Below are 16258 nucleotides of genomic sequence, written 5' to 3'. Positions count from 1 at the left end.
AAAACAGCAAATAGAACTCTAAAAAAGTGGTGGGGAAATAAGATACCCGCCATTTTTTGTGCAAACTACACAACTCAAATCAAATCTTTTCATCACAAAGTAGAAAAGTAATCGGATGACTTGAAGAAAAAACGTAAAAATGATAATATAAACCCATAAGACATCAGATGTTTAAAGCATAAGACGACAGCATGAATATAAGGCAGACAAAACAACCAAATGAAAGAGGAGGTATTGTTATGGAACTGAACAGCCAGAGGATAAGAGGCCTTGCGCCGGAGAATGATCCGCTGAAGATCGGCATGGGGTGGACCGTGGATGATCTGGACAAACCACAGATCATGGTGGAGAGCACATTTGGAGACAGCCACCCGGGAAGCGCACACCTGGATCAGTTTGTAGCGGAAGCAATGCGGGGGATCACCGAGGCAGGCGGAAAAGGGGCGAGATACTACACGACCGATATCTGCGACGGGATCGCCCAGGGACACGACGGGATCAACTATTCCCTGGCACACCGGGACATGATCGCCAACATGATCGAGATCCACGGCAATTCTACCGGATTTGACGGAGGCGTTTTCATCGCAAGCTGTGACAAATCCGTTCCGGCCTGCCTGATGGGGCTTTGCAGGCTGGATATGCCGTCGATCGTGATCACCGGAGGCGTGATGGATGCGGGGCCTGACCTGCTGACCTTAGAGCAGATCGGAGCTTACTCTGCCATGTGCCAGAGGGGAGAGATCACGGAAGAGAAGCTGACCTACTATAAGCATAACGCCTGTCCGTCCTGCGGAGCCTGTTCCTTTATGGGAACCGCATCCACCATGCAGGTCATGGCCGAGTCTTTGGGGCTGATGCTTCCCGGCTCCGCACTGATGCCGGCTACCTGCGAGGATTTAAAAGAGATGGCTTACAAAGCGGGAAGACAGGTCTTGGAGCTGGTGAAAAAGGGATTGAAGGTGAGCGATATTGTGACCATGAAGTCTTTTGAGAATGCGATCATGGTCCATGCTGCTATCTCCGGTTCCACCAATTCCCTGCTTCATATACCGGCGATCGCCCATGAGATGGGATTTGAGATCGATGCGGACACCTTTGACCGGATGCACCGCGGCGCTCACTATCTTCTGGATATCCGCCCGGCAGGCAAATGGCCGGCACAGTTCTTCTATTATGCGGGAGGTGTTCCGGCTGTTATGGAAGAGATCAAGTCCATGCTCCATCTGGATGTGATGACCGTGACCGGAAAGACTCTTGGCGAGAATCTGGAAGAGTTGAAGCAAAACGGATTTTATGATAAGTGTGAAGGTTACTTAAAAAAATGGGGCATCAAACGCACAGACGTCATCCGCACGTTCGAAGAGCCGATCGGAACAGACGGGACTGTGGCGATCCTGCGCGGCAATCTGGCGCCGGAGGGTTCCGTGGTGAAGCATTCCGCAGTGCCGAAGGAAATGTTCCAGGCGGTCTTAAAGGCGAAGCCCTTTGACTGTGAAGAAGACGCGATCGAGGCGGTGATCTCCCACAAGATCCAGCCGGGGGATGCGGTGTTCATCCGTTATGAGGGACCGAAGGGTTCCGGGATGCCGGAGATGTTCTATACCACCGAGGCGATTTCCTCAGACCCGGAGCTGGGCAAAACCATTGCGCTGATCACAGACGGCAGATTTTCCGGAGCGTCCAAGGGACCGGCTATCGGACATGTATCGCCGGAGGCGGCGGACGGAGGCCCGATCGCCCTGGTGGAAGAAGACGATCTGATCAAGATCGATATTCCGGGCCGGGTGCTGGAGATCATCGGCGTGAAAGGGAAGGAGCTGCCGAAGGAAGAAGTGGAGCGGATTTTGGCGGAGAGAAAGAAAGCCTGGAAGCCGAAGGCCCCCAAATACACAAAAGGTATTTTAAAGATTTATTCAGAACATGCGGTATCTCCGATGAAGGGCGGATACATGGTGTAAAAGAGGATTTGGTATCAGAACAAAAGAAAATGATTTATAATTTTAGGAGGGTATGTTATGACGACAGAAGTTGCTTCGCTGGATTCCACCAGGCTGATCATCGCAGCGCTGGTTGGCCTTGTATTGCTGTTGGTTTTGATCATCAAATTTAAGATCCAGGCGATGATCGCCATTTTAGTAGGCGCTATTGCCATTGGTCTGATCGCGGGAATGCCGTTTTCAGATATTATCGGTTCTGTAAATGAAGGTATTGGGAGCACGTTAAAAGGGATTGCGCTGTTGGTGGGCCTCGGTTCCATGTTCGGCGCGATCCTGGAGATATCGGGCGGCGCGCAGACGTTGGCTGTTACCATGGTAAAACGGTTTGGCGATAAGAAAGCTGCCTGGGCGCTGGGGATCACGGGACTGGTCATCGCCATGCCGGTATTCTTTGACGCGGGCCTGATCATCCTGATCCCGCTGGCATTTTCCCTTGCCAAAAGGACCAAACGTTCTTCCCTGTTTTATGCAATTCCGCTGCTGGCGGGCCTGGCAGTAGGCCATGCGTTCATTCCGCCCACACCGGGACCGGTACTGGTGGCTACCATGCTGAATGTAGACTTGGGCTGGGTGATCATGGTTGGTATCTTCTGTGGTATTTTTGCAATGATCGTAGCAGGCCCGGTATGGGGCTCTATCTGCGGCAATAAATATAACGTACAGGTTCCGGAGCATATTGCAAACCAGGAGGATTTTGACGAGTCCAAGCTGCCGGGGTTTGGCACCATCGTGGGTATCATCCTGATCCCGCTGGTACTGATCATCCTGAATTCTATTGCAAAGGTAGTCCCCTCCATGAGCGGCATCCAGCCAATCCTGGGATTTTTGGGCGAGCCGTTTGTAGCTCTGACCATTGCAACGATCGTGGCTATGGTGCTGCTGGGGTATAAGCATGGATACAGCAATACAGATCTGGAGAAGATCATGACCAAATCCCTGGAGCCGACCGGTATGATCCTTTTAGTTACCGCCTGCGGCGGCGTGCTTCGCTTCATGCTCCAGAACTCCGGCCTGGGTGATGTGATCGGCAATGCCGTATCCTCAGCATCCCTGCCCATCGTAGTGGTAGCGTTCGTAGTGGCAGCCCTGGTACGTATCTCTGTGGGTTCCGCGACCGTTGCCATGACTATGGCAGCAGGAATCATTGCGGCAATGCCGGAGATCGCCAGCCTGTCGCCCCTGTACCTGGCCTGCACGACCGCAGCCATTGCAGGCGGCGCAACTGTGTGTTCCCATTTCAACGATTCTGGTTTCTGGCTGGTGAAATCGCTGGTGGGAATGGATGAGAAGACGACATTGAAAACCTGGACGATCATGGAGACGCTGGTAGGCGGCACCGGGTTTATCGTAGCGCTTATCATCTCCATGTTTGCATAAGTCATACCGCCGCACAAAAAGTCAAGATACTTCGACCAGGATCCGTTAAGATAAGATCATACGGAAGGGGGAATAAAACATGGATTGGATAACAGGTATACAGAGGGCGATCGATTATGTGGAGGATCATATCACAGAACCAGTTGATTTTGAAGAAGTGGCAAAGTGCGCATATTCCTCAAGCTTTCATTTTCAGCGCATATTCAGCATCCTGTGCGGTTTCACGCTGGGGGAATACATCCGCTGCCGCCGGTTGTCGCTTGCCGGAAGCGAGCTGCTCAGCTCCGATGAAAAGATCATCGACATCGCGCTGCGCTACGGCTACGATACCCCGGAGAGCTTCAGCAGGGCGTTCACCCGGTTTCACGGGATCACGCCCTCCCAGGCCAAAACCGGTCATGCCGTTTTAAAATCCTTTTCCCGCCTTACCGTAAAACTTATTTTAAACGGAGGGAATACGATGGATTACAGGATCGAGACGAAGGACGCTTTTAAACTGATCATGAAAAAGAAGAGGGTCTCCAGGAACCGGGAGCTGACAGCGGTGGAGATCGGGGAGTTCTGGCAGCAGTGCGGGACGGATGGTACGATCTCTGCGCTTTGCAGGTACATCCCGGAGGACAATATCTTTAAAAACTGCATTGTGGGAGCCAGTTTTGGCAAGGATGCCACCGATGAAGAATTTCCTTATGCGATCGGAGCGATGTACAATGGAGCGCCGGTTGAGGAAAAGGACCTGATCATCGAAGAGATCCCCGCACACACCTATGTAGTGTTTCCATGCGTGGGAAAGATGCCGGAATCATTTCAGAAGCTGTACCAGCAGATCTACAGTGAGTTCTTCCCGGCAAGTGAATACCAGCCCTGCGGAGGTACTGATTTTGAGGCATATCCGTCGTCGGATGTGACTGCGCCGGATTACCGCTGTGAGATCTGGGTGGCGGTTGAAAAGAAATAAAGATGACAATAACAAACCCCGTGGATATGGTGAACAAATGCCATATCCACGGGGTTGTCTTTATTGCTGTTTTACCGGAAATCCAACCCGGACCTTGAATAAATCCCCGTCGATCAGGATCTCAAAGGTTCCGCCCTGAAGCTTTGTCAGGCTCTGTGCGATAGAAAGCCCCAGTCCACTGCCTTCGGTGGTCCTGGACACGTCGCCGCGCACAAACCGCTCGGTCAGCTCGTCCCCCTGTACGTTGAGGGGATTCTCCGACACGTTTTTGATGGTAAAATATACGGTATCGCCTTCCTGTGCCAGATCGGTGTACACCCGGCTGTGTTCCATGGCATATTTAAATGCATTGTTGTAAACATTCTCAAGGATACGCCACAGCCGCCGCCCGTCGGCCTCGATCAAAATGCTTTCATCCGGCAGGCTGGAGATCAGCTCTAAATGCCTCTGGGCGAATTTCTCCTCAAACTCTCCGTTGGTCTGCCAGATCATCTCCACCAGATCCAGTGTGGAGAGTTCCAGCTTGATGGTCCCGGAGCTTGCCTTGGAGGCTTCCACCAGGTCTTCAGTCAGGTTTTTAAGACGCTGGGATTTCTGGTCTAAAACATTTAAATACTCCTGTACCTTTTCTCCGGGGAGCTTTTCCCGTTTCAGCAGATCCACATAGTTGATAATGGAGGTTAAAGGCGTTTTGATGTCGTGGGACACGTTGGTGATCAAGTCGGCTTTCAGCCGTTCGCTCTTGACGCGTTCCTGCAGCGCCTGCTCCAGACCGGTTCCGATGCTGTTGATCATATGGCCCAGACGCAGTTCTTTGCCGGTCAGCCCCTTCAGATCCATCTGATAGCTGGTATCGCCGCCGGCTATCTTGGAGATTGCGTCAGCAATCTGGTCTTCCTGGACGGATATAAGATAAAGCCGGTGGAAGGCCAGATAATCCACTGCGATCAGACCGATCACCAACAGCGCCATCATAACCTTTGCGGCGGGATAAGCCCGGAAATGGAACATGATACCGATCATACCGATCCCAAGGACCTGCATGCCTACAAATGCCGAGTACACACAGAGCAGGCGGCGTGAGAAGGTCCTGTTGGCAAAGTAAAGGCTGATATTTTCCATCATATGGCGGGTCATGCTGTTTGCCCACAGCTGGCGGCTCTTGTAGCGGCGCAGAAGGCTGAATGCGCCAACCATGCAGCAGGTATAGATAATGACAGCCCGGAGCAGCCGCTCTGCGTATTCCCAGGAACGTTCCGCGATCAGGAGATGGATCAGCTTATAACCGATCTTCTCCCCGAGGAACAGGGAAAACAGGATGGATACGCCGGTCAATACCAGACAGCTTTCGGTAGTGATCATATCAAAACCGTGCAGATAGGGATTGGTCCGCTCTTCAGTCCGGTACCCGGACACCAGGATCAGGTAATAGAGCGTTACAAGGCAGCCAATGATCCCCAGAGCTAATCCCAAAAGTCCCTCCAGGAAACGTCCCCGGAGACGCTGGTAGTCAGCTGACTGGCCCGCATAAATATCGTCCGCAGGATAAGCTGTGTCCACAGCAACCATGATATAGTAGTTATCAGCGCTGTACAGGTTGTTCTGTTCCATTGCCACGGTCATGTTCCTGGGGATCTCCTCCAGATTCGTTTCAATGAAAATAGAGTCGCTGGTCAGATAACAGTAACGTCCCAGGTTCCTTAACTGATCCAGGGACATGCCCTCTGCATTGGTATACTGCACGTCCTTATGGTCTTCGTTTTCATATACAATATTAAAGTACAGGTTTGACGGATTGGCCAGCATCCGGTAATAGACCTTGTAATACTGGCTTAAACAGTCCAGCACCTCTTTGGACAGATCCAGCAGGGAAGTATATGCGTCGCCAGGCTCGCTTAAGGTTGCGTTGGGGTCGTAGGCGCGCCAGTTGACCTTCTGGTCCCTGGTGGTGGAAGCGTTGTCGTATATGAACATGTCATTTACAACTTCAAACTGGTCGTTTAAGTAAAATCCCTGGCTTTTGGCGTAGCGCAGGACCTCCTCCAGGGTATAGATGATCTCAGGTCCCTCCCCGCGGCTGACAGAGAACATCTGTTGGGACAAGTCGAGACCTCCGTCGGTTTCAAACACATCCCGGTATGCCACATAGTCAAATATCAGGTCTAAGTCCGCCTGGAACTGTGCCTGGAACTGGGGCGAGTCCTCATACTTCCGGTCCCGGAGCCAGGAGATCCCGGAGCCGATCTGGGTATTTAAGTACATGACGCTGATTCCGCCAAGTGCCAGCGTAAGAAAAATAATGTGCAGCAGTACCGCGATATTTTTCTTGATCCGCATGGAATAATCTTTTAGCTTCATGAATATCTCCTATTGTTTTTCGATCTTGTAGCCCACGCCCCAGACGACCTTTAAGTACCGCGGTTCCCTGGGATTGATCTCGATCTTCTCCCGGATATGGCGGATATGGACAGCAACCGTGTTATCTGCGCCGATAGCCTCCTCGTTCCAGATCTGTTCATAGATCTCGTCAATGGAGAATACCTTGCCTGCATTTTTTACCAGCAGGAGCAGAATGTTGTACTCGATCGGCGTCAGCTTGATCGGCTCCTCGTCCACCCAGACCTCTTTGGTGTCGTCATTGATCAGCAGGCCGCCGCATTTGTATACCTGGTCGCTGGCCTGCTGGCTTAGGTTGCCCAGCTGGGTATAGCGCCGGAGCTGTGATTTGACGCGGGCCACCAGCTCAAGCGGGTTGAATGGTTTGGACAGATAGTCGTCCGCTCCGATGTTCAGCCCCAGGATCTTGTCCGTATCCTCGGACTTGGCTGAAAGGATGATGATCGGGATGCTGCTGGTCTCGCGGACCTTCAAGGTAGTGTGGATGCCGTCTAAGCCGGGCATCATCACATCGATGATCATCAGATCCACCTCCTGTTTCTCAAGGATAGCCAGGGCTTCCAGCCCATCGTAGGCCTTAATGATCCGGAAGCCTTCTCCTGTCAGGTAAATATCTATGGCGTCTACAATCTCTTTATCATCGTCGCATACCAGAATTGTCTGCATAAAATGTAAAATCCTCCTTATTTTTTTGGGCTTTGTTTTGTGGTCTCGTGTTCATCGCTTCTAGTATACATCAAAAGAGGCCTTGCCGCAATCGGCAAGACCTCAACTTTTTGGAACCTATTGATAATCGCAGACATTCAGCCATCTCTGAAGCAAATCTGCCTCTTCAGGGCGTTTTTTTGTTAACTGGGCGGCAGCTACCAAAGGCAGCCACTGCTGCACATACCGCTTGTCGGTGCCTGTCTTTTTACAGAACAGATCCATGTATTTGTCGGCTGTGGCCTGGTCTTCCAGGCAGAACAACAGATAGGTGCGGGCCACATCTGCACTTGCGTTGCCCTGGGTCGCATGAACCCAGTCAAGCACGAACATGGTGCCGTCTTCCTTTACAATGATGTTGCTCGGCTGGAAATCTCCGTGGCACAGCTTGGTGTGCTTCGGTGTGCTGTCCAGTCTGGTGAGAAGATCGTAACGGTTGACAGGATTTAATTCCTCAATCTCGGAGATCTGCCGCGCCATTTTGTCTTTTAACTTGTTCAGTAATGGACAGGTCTTGGAATGAATCGTTAACTGTAAATCAACCATTTGATTCAGATATTCATCCAGCTTGTCAGGATTTTCATCCATGAGCTGTTTGAGTGTCTTGCCGGAAATGAATTCCTTGGTGATAGCCCAGCAGCCATCTTCATCAACTTCTACCGCAAGGGTTGCGGGAATGTTGATACCGCCGATCTCTTCGATCCTGGCACTGATCACTGCTTCGTTGAGTACCTCTGCCTTGGGGAAGCCCTTGCAGAATACTTTAATTGCCTTATCGCCATCACGATAGACACTCTTGGTCGCGTTCTTGGATATTAATTCTCTTGCCATACGAAACTCTCCTTCCTTTTTGTGTTTAAATCGGTTACCCAATAGGTCGATACCTATTCTACTACAAAAGTTTGGGAATGTCACCCATTTTTTTGATAATTTTTTAACAATTTTTTCTCCCCATCTTTTTTCCCTGTTTTAATCAGGAAAATCGGAGGATTGCAGTCCCGTATGCAGGGAGCGGAAGCCCGATGGAATAGGTCTGTCCGTCGCATTCTTTTTTGACAGCTCTGATGGCTTCCGGTTTTTCATATGCGCCGTGGACGCTGTCTAAAAGAAGCGAATAGCTGCCGCGCTTCGGCACGCCGACCCGGTAGTCCGGACGTTCGACCGGAGTGAAGTTACATACAAAGAGCAGGCTCTTTTTCCGGTCCTTCGCATAGCGGATAAAGCTGAAGATACTCCGGTCGCCGTCGTTGGCATTTACCCACTGGAAACCGTCCCAATCGTCATCAGACTCATAGAGAGCCGGGTATTTTTGATAAATATGTAACAAATCTTTCACGTAGCGCTGAAGATCACCATGCAGGTCTTCCTGGGCCAGATACCAGTCCAGGCCAACCTTCTCATCCCATTCATGGAGCTGGCCGAAATCCTGTCCCATAAACAGGAGCTTCTTGCCGGGATGTCCGATCATAAACGTGTAGCCGGCCTTTAGGTTGGCGAATTTTTCCTCAAAGGTGCCGGGCATCTTGTTGATCATGGAGCATTTCAAGTGGACAACCTCGTCATGGGACAGCACCAGGATGAAGTTCTCGCTGTTAAAATAGGTCAGCCCGAAGGTCATCTTGTTGTGGTTGAACTTGCGGAAATACGGGTCCAGCTTCATGTATTCCAAAAAGTCGTGCATCCAGCCCATGTTCCATTTGAAGGTAAAGCCCAGTCCGCCCTTTTCCGGGTCATGGGTGACAAGCGGCCATGCGGTGGATTCCTCTGCAATGACCATGGCGCCCTTCCCCCGTCCAGATACGACGCTGTTTAAGTGGCGGAAGAACTCGATGGCTTCCAGGTTCTGGTTCCCGCCGTGTTTGTTGGGGATCCACTGTCCGTCCTTGCGCCCGTAATCCAGATAGAGCATGGAAGCGACCGCATCCACCCTCAGCCCGTCCACGTGGAATTTGTCCACCCAGTAGAGGGCGTTGGCGATCAGGAAGTTGGAAACCTCGTTCTTCTCATAATCAAATACCTTGGTCCCCCAGTCCGGATGTTCACCTTTGCGGGGGTCTGCATATTCATACAGCGCCTGTCCGTCGAAATCAGCCAATCCATGGGAATCCCTTGGGAAATGAGCAGGGACCCAGTCCAGGATAACGCCGATGCCTTTTTTATGCAGATAGTTGACAAAATACATAAACTCATCAGGGGTTCCGTACCGGGAGGTGGGAGCGTAGTAGCCGGTGACCTGGTATCCCCAGGAACCGTCGAACGGGTGCTCTGCAATGCCCATCAGCTCCACGTGGGTGTAACCCATCTCCTTGACGTAGGCAGCCAGCTCCTCGGCTGCTTCTTTATACGTATAGTAACCGTCCTTTTCCTCGCGGTTTTTCCTGCGCCAGGAACCGATATGTACCTCGTAGATGCTCATGGCAGCTTCCCGCGGATTGCTTTCCAGCCTCTTTTTCATCCAGGTATCATCGCTCCATTTAAAGCCGCTCAAGTCGGCGGTGATGGAGGCGGTACCCGGCCGGTATTCCGCATACCGGGCATAGGGATCTGCCTTAAACAGCAGTTTGCCGGTCTGGGTGGTGATGACGAATTTGTAAAGCTCGCCGCTTCCCAGCCCTGGGACGAAGGTTTCATAGATGCCGGATGTTTCTAGCGGTATCATAGGGTTGGCATCGGGGTTCCAGCCGTTGAAATCGCCCACCACGCTGACTGCGGCCGCGTGGGGCGCCCAGACTGCGAAATAGAAGCCCTGTTTCCCTTTTAAAGACATGGGATGGGCGCCCAGCTTATCATAGATCTCATAGTGGGTCCCTTCCCCGAACAGATAGCGGTCCACTTCAGTGATCACGCCTGTACCTGCTGGTTTTTTCTTCTCTTTGACAGCCATATTGCTAATCCTCCCTGATCTTTAAGACAACTCCGGAGTTGCCTGGTAATGTGATATTTATTTTTCCGTCTGTGATTGGAACGACGGCGCCACCCATCAGATCCTCCGCTTCCGAAGCGGGAACCGGAACGGGGATGGATATGGAAGCTTCTGTATCATCGTTGTTGGCTGCGGTGATGATGACGGAAGGCTTTGCCGGCTGGGCATCCGTCTGATCTCCCGGCTGTGCACTGGTATTTTCTTCCGGTATTCTTGCATATGCATACTGACGGTTGGTCAGCAGAAGCTCTTTATACTGCCCGTTGTGGAATGCCGGTTCCGTGTCATGGATGTGTCCGAGCTGTGCGATATAGTCCGTGAGCTCACAGTGGAGCGCATGGCCTTCTTCCATGGTAATGCACGGCCGCAGGACGGTATCGCTGTCCCGGGTGCGCATCCCCTCCACGCCCCATTCTCCGCCATAGTAGATGGACGGGATGCCGGGAAGGGTCAAAAGCAGCAGGTGCGCCACCGGAAGGTGCTCTTTCTTTTTCAGCTTGCTGGCGATCCGGTTCTCATCGTGATTGTCCAGGAACGTGTAAAGTTTTCGCCCGACGGCCTCCAGCCGTCGTACATTGTGGGCAATCTCAAAAAAGTTGTGGTCATTCAGCCCGGAATACAGGCTCTTATGTAATTCGTAGTTGGTGACGGAATGGAGCATCTCATCGTTTACCCAGCGGGAATATTCCCCGTGGATGACCTCGCCCATCAGCCAGAAATCTTCCTTCATCAGCCCCGTCTCGCGCCGCAGATCTTTCATGAACTGGAAATCCAGCACATTCGCACAGTCCAGACGGATGCCGTCGATGTCAAAGGTATCGATCCAGAATCGGATCACGTCAAACAGGTACTGCTTTACTTCCGGGTTCTGGAGATTTAAGCAGGGCAGTTCGTAATGCCCCTGCCATGCATCGTAACCGAATCCGTCATTCATCGGGCTGTTCCAGCCGAAATTCACGCCCTTGTACCAGCCGCAGTAGCGGGAGCCTTCCCGTTTTTCCTGAATGTCCCGGAAAGCAAAAAACTCTCTGCCGGTGTGGTTGAACACGCCGTCCACCACCACCTTGATCCCGGCCTCATGACACAGCTTTACAAAACGGACAAAGCTGTCATTGCCGCCCAGGCGCCGGTCTACCAGCTTGTAATCCCGGGTGTCGTACCCATGAGAAGAGGACTCAAAAAGCGGTCCGATGTAAACTGCATTGCACCCAAGCTCCTGCATGTGGGGAATCCATCGGTCCAGCTCCTCAAAACGATTTACCACCGTGTCGTCCGTATGTTCGCGTGGCGCTCCCGTCATACCCAGAGGGTACATGTGATAAAATACTGCCTTCTCATACCAAGTGCTCATAATCCTGCAAGTCCTCCTAATGATGTAAAATAATGATCGTAATAATGCGTAATAATCCAGCGGTGCACAGATCACCTGAAGCAGACCGTGCAGGCTTGCCTGCGGCGGGCTGGGGCAGACGATCTGTGCACCGCGTCCCCCTCGCCAGGTTAATACTCAATCAATACAGCCCCTCCAAAATCTTAACTCGTCTGAGGAGGAACTGATACCGCAGCTGTGCTGCGTTCAGCTCATAGATATAACAGTCGATCAGCGTCGGATCCACCACCTGCTCAAACTGGTTTCTGGCGGATTCCATCTTGTGCCGGGTCTGTTCAATCTCAGCCTTCAGTTCCAGATTCTCAAGGGAGGGCCTTTTTTCGCGCTCCTTCTTAAAAAAATGTCCTGCCATAATCTTTTCCATCTCCTGATTCCGTTCCGGCGCTGCCGGTATACTCTTCGTGTTTTCACGGTTACGGAGTTTATTATCCTCGGAAAATGGGAAGTTATGCAGAGACTGGTAAAATCCCTGTTCTGTTTGGCGATCTTTACATTGTATTTGACCGTCCTTAATATAAGTCCTGGTAAAAGCATTCCTCCACCAGATAGCCTAGATTCATCAGCCTTCGCGTGCTCTCCATCAGTGTAAGGCGGTAATAGTTGGAAGTGCCATGCTGACGGACCTCTACAAGCCCGGTGTCCTTTAAGATCTTCAGGTGATGAGAGATAGCTGGCCGCGAGAGGTTGGTCTGCCGGGTGATCTCGTTGACATTGAGCCCGTCCGGCCTGCCGTTTTGGACTGCCCAGGTCAGAAGCTCAATGATGCGGAGCCGCACCTCGTCTCCCAGAGCGATGAACAGAGGCATACAGCTATGGAACTGCTGCTCTAATTCCTTGGCGTCAGCCATAGATCTCCTCCTTGGTTTAAAAATTTGAACTAATCCTATTTTACCACCGTTCCTTGGTAACGTCAACCAAAAGCAGGAATAGGCAAATGACAATTTTCGTCAAAATTACTGAAGCACTATTAAAAAATGAAAAAAACCCGGTGAAAAACATATTGACAGGAATATGTCAAAGATATCATAATGGGCGTAGCACTGAATTTGAGTTTCCGCATTTTACAGCGGCGGCGCCTCGGCAGCAGAGCGGCAGGGTTTTGCTCCGGTTTCGACCATAAGAAGATGTAAGCATTCAGAATTTTCTTAAAAGCCTGTCAGGGGAAGGGGCAACTCGCTGACGCTCAGACAACCCCTTCCCCTGACAGAACAGAAAATCCTGGATGCCAACATCTTCTAATGGTCTGCAAAGTCGCAAAAACCTGCCGCTCTGCTGCCGAGGCGCCGCCGCTGCAAAATGCGGAAACTCAAGTTAAGGTTTAAGGCACACGACAAGATTATTTTAAATGGAGGGTAAGAATATGTCACTTACAACAACCAGAGATATGCTGTTAAAAGCACAGAAAGAGGGCTATGCGGTAGGAGCGTTCAATGCAGAGAACATGGAGATGGTACAGGCTGTCATCGAGGCGGCACAGGAGCTGAAGGCTCCGGTCATCATCCAGACCACTCCCGGAACGTTAAATTATGCGTCGCCGGAGCTGTTTGCAGCTATGGTAGCAGAGGAAGCGAAAAAGGCGTCTGTCCCGGTAGCTCTGCATTTAGACCACGGCAACAGTTATGAGCTGGCGGCGAGAGCGCTGAAGGCAGGTTATACATCTATCATGATCGACGGCTCCAAGGAGAAGTTTGACGACAACGTGGCAATCTCTTCCGAGGTAGTGAAGATGGCTCACGCTATGGGCATCCCGGTAGAGGGCGAGCTTGGTACCGTAGGCGGCAAAGAGGATAACCACTCTGTAAGTGAGAGTGAGAAGTCCTATACCGACCCGGCGGAAGCAGAGGAGTTCGCGAAACTGACAGGTGTAGATTCTCTTGCACTGGGCATCGGAAACGCGCACGGCTTCTATAAAGGCGTTCCGGAGCTGAAGTTCGATATCCTGGAGGAGACCAGGAAACGCGTTTCCATTCCGATCGTACTGCACGGCGCATCCGGCATCCCGGACGAGGATGTGAAAAAGGCTACCAGCCTTGGCATCTGCAAGGTGAATTATGCTACAGAGCTGCGCGACGCGTACAGCAAGGGCGTAAAGGCATACCTGGCCGAGAACCCGGATACCTTCGATCCGAAGAAGTACGGCGCATCCGGCAGGGATTATGTGAAAACGCTGGTTATGCATAAGATTGAGGTCTGCAACTGCGCTGGGAAGGCGTAAAACTTAATTTAGAACAGTTAATAAGAGCGGAAGCCGGTTGATTTGGGGGGCTTCCGCTCTTTTTCATATTATTCCAATTCATTGGGCAAATTGGAACTGTTAATTCTTTCTGCATCATGATTTTTGATTCATCTTTTGCTTAATTATTCAATTAAGAAGAAGCTGCTACTCCATTTCCTGTAACATTTTGTATAGCTCATCTAAATCCTTTTCATCTAACGGTAATTCTAAAGATGTAACCTTCATCAACTTATAATAGTCTGGTTTCTTTTCGGTCTTAGGATATGAGCATAGTCCGATTCTGTCCATTAGTACATGATAATTTTTTGATTTTCTATCCTGGTCAAATGCTTGTAAAGAAATAAAAAGTTCTTTATTTTTAACGCTAACCGTAACCCATTTTCAATTTGTTAAATCATAACTTCTTTGAAGGTTACCGCCGTTAGTATAGCAAGGATAACCCATTCCACCAGTTTGTGAAACTTTCATTCCTTTTTCAATTAAGTAATGGATAATTTTTTTTCGTTCAAATTCACGAAGCGCATTATACTTTTCTTTTGCCTCCATAAAAGGAGATAATTCTTTTTTGTAATACATTATATTAGTCATCTCCATAACTTCCGGTTTTGCCTTATGTAATTTCTCTATAAACGGAACTTTGTTAGCTCACTTTAGTCCAGGAAGTCAAATAAACTTTACTCTCAAAATAAAAAGCTCTCACTGCCTGGTAAAGTGTTTTTTCAGACGTTCTCTTATAAATGCAGGTTGAATAATAACCTCACTATCAATGGGCGAAAACTCTAAATGAACTTTCTTATCTTCAGACAAAACATGTATTCTTTTATATCCTTCGGCATTTCTGCGTACAAACCAATAAAAATTGTTTCCCTCAAATTCAAGCTTACGAGTTCCTTTCTTTGATACCATAGCCACTCTCTCCAATACAATAAAATTCAATTTATAAAAAGAGATTCTTTGCTTGGGCCGCAATATTCGCCAAAGGCATAAAAAAGCAAATCCCAATTCGATAATTTCATCTTATCACACTATGGAATGACCGGCAACAAGGTTTTACAGCCTTCCACGCAAAAGGCATTTCTTGACAATGGCCAGAAGGGATTGTATAGCATAGACGGTTTCCCGCGGGATTTTTTTCCGCGATGGTTTCCGAAATCTTTTGTTATGTGGGTTTAATGGCGGTTCGCCAAAGATTTCCTGGCTCTATGTGGTATATGAGTTTATGCAGTGTTTTTAGTTGGTTTTATTCTTTGTTTCAACGTTTTTACAGGTTTCTGCTGTCGGGACATTTCTTTTGTCTTACGCAGATTTCATGATTGAAAACACATCTAAACCATCCTATAATGGAGGTATCAGCAATGAAGAGAAACAGAAAACACAAAGACAAAGTATTTGTGATGGTCTTTAAGCGGCCGGAGGATCTGCTGGATCTGTACAACGGCTGGAATAAAAGCCACTATGACAATCCTGATGATCTGGAGATCACGACACTGGAGGATGCCATTTACATCCATATGAAGAATGATATGTCGTTCCTGATCGATAATACCTTAAACCTGTGGGAACATCAAAGCTCCTACAACCCTAATATGCCTGTGCGCGGACTTTCTTACCAGAGGAGAAGCATGAGGATGGCGGTAGGGAAACGGCTTCGTGAAAAGCTTTCGGTGAGTGCTGACGTGGCAGAAGAATATTTAGCAGCGTATTGGAAAGAGAATATAAAAGCAGAGCAGGTTATAACCTGCGAAAATGGAGGATGATTCTATGCAATCAGTAGCTTTTGAATACCCCCACGACAAGGCAGCCATGTACCACATTTTAAAAACACAGCTCCAGGGCCTGACAGACGGTGTCCCGCATCTGACTGCGAATCTTGCCAACGCTTCGGCCCTTTTAAACCAGGCGCTTGAGGATATCAACTGGGTTGGATTTTATCTTCTGGAAGGCGAACGCCTTGTGCTGGGACCATTCCAGGGCAAGCCGGCCTGTATAGAGATCCCAATCGGAAAAGGCGTGTGCGGAACGGCTGTGTCTGAAGACGCGGTCATGCTGATCAAAAATGTGCACGAATTTCCCGGGCATATCGCCTGTGACAACGCATCCAATTCAGAGATTGTGATCCCCCTGCATAATGGGGCAGGAAAGATAGTGGGCGTACTGGATATCGACAGCCCGCACCTGGCGCGGTTTGACGAGGCGGACCAGGAGGGTCTTACGGATTTTGCTCAGGTGCTGGAGCAGTTATTTTAATAATAATTATAAAAGGCAAAAGAAA

Annotated in this window: 15 protein-coding genes; 6 read left to right on the top strand and 9 right to left on the bottom strand. The window is 50.0% G+C overall.

All coding sequences use genetic code 11. The features are described from left to right. Positions 1–245 precede the first annotated feature (245 nt). The 3 genes from ilvD (at position 246) to AB1I67_RS03435 (ending at position 4335) form a co-directional block, all read left to right on the top strand. On the top strand, positions 246–1961 hold the full coding sequence (gene ilvD, locus AB1I67_RS03445) for a dihydroxy-acid dehydratase (protein WP_367029140.1): 1716 nt from the start codon (positions 246–248) through the stop codon (positions 1959–1961). A 57-nt stretch (positions 1962–2018) separates the two neighbouring features. Continuing rightward, entirely contained in the window at positions 2019–3377 is a 1359-nt protein-coding gene (locus tag AB1I67_RS03440; RefSeq protein WP_367028421.1) for a gluconate:H+ symporter, read from the top strand. 79 nt (positions 3378–3456) lie between these two features. Continuing rightward, complete coding sequence (locus AB1I67_RS03435; protein WP_367028420.1) at positions 3457–4335, top strand: AraC family transcriptional regulator; 879 nt, start codon at positions 3457–3459, stop codon at positions 4333–4335. Between the two features lie 60 nt (positions 4336–4395). Here AB1I67_RS03435 and AB1I67_RS03430 read toward each other — a convergent pair whose 3' ends face one another. The 7 genes from AB1I67_RS03430 to AB1I67_RS03400 all read right to left on the bottom strand — a co-directional run bounded on the left by AB1I67_RS03430 (position 4396) and on the right by AB1I67_RS03400 (position 12598). Continuing rightward, positions 4396–6693: a HAMP domain-containing sensor histidine kinase gene (locus AB1I67_RS03430; protein ID WP_367028419.1), complete on the bottom strand. Its 2298-nt coding sequence runs from the start codon at positions 6691–6693 to the stop codon at positions 4396–4398. A gap of 9 nt (positions 6694–6702) precedes the next feature. After that, complete coding sequence (locus AB1I67_RS03425) at positions 6703–7398, bottom strand: response regulator transcription factor (protein WP_367028418.1); 696 nt, start codon at positions 7396–7398, stop codon at positions 6703–6705. A gap of 117 nt (positions 7399–7515) precedes the next feature. Further along, on the bottom strand, positions 7516–8268 hold the full coding sequence (locus tag AB1I67_RS03420) for an aminoglycoside phosphotransferase family protein (RefSeq protein ID WP_367028417.1): 753 nt from the start codon (positions 8266–8268) through the stop codon (positions 7516–7518). A 142-nt stretch (positions 8269–8410) separates the two neighbouring features. After that, positions 8411–10321, bottom strand: coding sequence for a 1,4-alpha-glucan branching protein GlgB (gene glgB, locus AB1I67_RS03415; RefSeq protein WP_367028416.1), 1911 nt, complete (start codon positions 10319–10321; stop codon positions 8411–8413). Positions 10322–10325: 4 nt separating this feature from the next. After that, positions 10326–11711, bottom strand: a complete 1386-nt coding sequence (locus tag AB1I67_RS03410; protein WP_367028415.1) for an alpha-amylase family glycosyl hydrolase — start codon at positions 11709–11711, stop codon at positions 10326–10328. Positions 11712–11871: 160 nt separating this feature from the next. Beyond that, entirely contained in the window at positions 11872–12102 is a 231-nt protein-coding gene (locus AB1I67_RS03405; protein WP_367028414.1) for a YaaL family protein, read from the bottom strand. Positions 12103–12259: 157 nt separating this feature from the next. Next, the gene (locus tag AB1I67_RS03400; RefSeq protein ID WP_367028413.1) at positions 12260–12598 is read right to left on the bottom strand and encodes a metalloregulator ArsR/SmtB family transcription factor; all 339 of its coding nucleotides are present in this window, start codon (positions 12596–12598) and stop codon (positions 12260–12262) included. A 512-nt stretch (positions 12599–13110) separates the two neighbouring features. Here AB1I67_RS03400 and fba point away from each other — a divergent pair. After that, on the top strand, positions 13111–13965 hold the full coding sequence (gene fba / locus AB1I67_RS03395) for a class II fructose-1,6-bisphosphate aldolase (protein WP_367028412.1): 855 nt from the start codon (positions 13111–13113) through the stop codon (positions 13963–13965). 402 nt (positions 13966–14367) lie between these two features. On the opposite strand, the gene AB1I67_RS03390 is transcribed toward fba, so the two are convergent. Both AB1I67_RS03390 and AB1I67_RS03385 read right to left on the bottom strand, forming a co-directional pair. Then, positions 14368–14574, bottom strand: coding sequence for a hypothetical protein (locus AB1I67_RS03390; RefSeq protein WP_367028411.1), 207 nt, complete (start codon positions 14572–14574; stop codon positions 14368–14370). 108 nt (positions 14575–14682) lie between these two features. Continuing rightward, positions 14683–14892, bottom strand: coding sequence for a hypothetical protein (locus AB1I67_RS03385; RefSeq protein WP_367028410.1), 210 nt, complete (start codon positions 14890–14892; stop codon positions 14683–14685). A 449-nt stretch (positions 14893–15341) separates the two neighbouring features. Between AB1I67_RS03385 and AB1I67_RS03380 the strand changes: the two genes are divergently transcribed. Together AB1I67_RS03380 and AB1I67_RS03375 are read left to right on the top strand one after the other, a co-directional pair. After that, positions 15342–15743 carry a hypothetical protein gene (locus AB1I67_RS03380; RefSeq protein ID WP_367028409.1) on the top strand — a complete coding sequence of 134 codons (402 nt, stop codon included), beginning with the start codon at positions 15342–15344 and terminating at the stop codon, positions 15741–15743. Positions 15744–15747: 4 nt separating this feature from the next. Then, on the top strand, positions 15748–16233 hold the full coding sequence (locus tag AB1I67_RS03375) for a GAF domain-containing protein (RefSeq protein ID WP_367028408.1): 486 nt from the start codon (positions 15748–15750) through the stop codon (positions 16231–16233). The last annotated feature ends 25 nt before the right edge of the window (positions 16234–16258 follow it).

The sequence above is a fragment of the Clostridium sp. AN503 genome (assembly GCF_040719375.1).
In the GTDB taxonomy this organism is placed as follows: domain Bacteria; phylum Bacillota; class Clostridia; order Lachnospirales; family Lachnospiraceae; genus Brotaphodocola.
This window is presented reverse-complemented; position numbering and strand designations above follow the sequence as displayed.

Coding starts and splice junctions, on each gene's coding strand:
- AB1I67_RS03440 (WP_367028421.1), top strand. CDS start 2,019: ATGACGACAGAAGTTGCTTCGCTGGATTCCACCAGGCTGATCATCGCA.
- AB1I67_RS03435 (WP_367028420.1), top strand. CDS start 3,457: ATGGATTGGATAACAGGTATACAGAGGGCGATCGATTATGTGGAGGAT.
- AB1I67_RS03430 (WP_367028419.1), bottom strand. CDS start 6,693: ATGAAGCTAAAAGATTATTCCATGCGGATCAAGAAAAATATCGCGGTA.
- AB1I67_RS03425 (WP_367028418.1), bottom strand. CDS start 7,398: ATGCAGACAATTCTGGTATGCGACGATGATAAAGAGATTGTAGACGCC.
- AB1I67_RS03420 (WP_367028417.1), bottom strand. CDS start 8,268: ATGGCAAGAGAATTAATATCCAAGAACGCGACCAAGAGTGTCTATCGT.
- glgB (WP_367028416.1), bottom strand. CDS start 10,321: ATGGCTGTCAAAGAGAAGAAAAAACCAGCAGGTACAGGCGTGATCACT.
- AB1I67_RS03410 (WP_367028415.1), bottom strand. CDS start 11,711: ATGAGCACTTGGTATGAGAAGGCAGTATTTTATCACATGTACCCTCTG.
- AB1I67_RS03405 (WP_367028414.1), bottom strand. CDS start 12,102: ATGGCAGGACATTTTTTTAAGAAGGAGCGCGAAAAAAGGCCCTCCCTT.
- AB1I67_RS03400 (WP_367028413.1), bottom strand. CDS start 12,598: ATGGCTGACGCCAAGGAATTAGAGCAGCAGTTCCATAGCTGTATGCCT.
- fba (WP_367028412.1), top strand. CDS start 13,111: ATGTCACTTACAACAACCAGAGATATGCTGTTAAAAGCACAGAAAGAG.
- AB1I67_RS03390 (WP_367028411.1), bottom strand. CDS start 14,574: ATGACTAATATAATGTATTACAAAAAAGAATTATCTCCTTTTATGGAG.
- AB1I67_RS03385 (WP_367028410.1), bottom strand. CDS start 14,892: ATGGTATCAAAGAAAGGAACTCGTAAGCTTGAATTTGAGGGAAACAAT.
- AB1I67_RS03380 (WP_367028409.1), top strand. CDS start 15,342: ATGAAGAGAAACAGAAAACACAAAGACAAAGTATTTGTGATGGTCTTT.
- AB1I67_RS03375 (WP_367028408.1), top strand. CDS start 15,748: ATGCAATCAGTAGCTTTTGAATACCCCCACGACAAGGCAGCCATGTAC.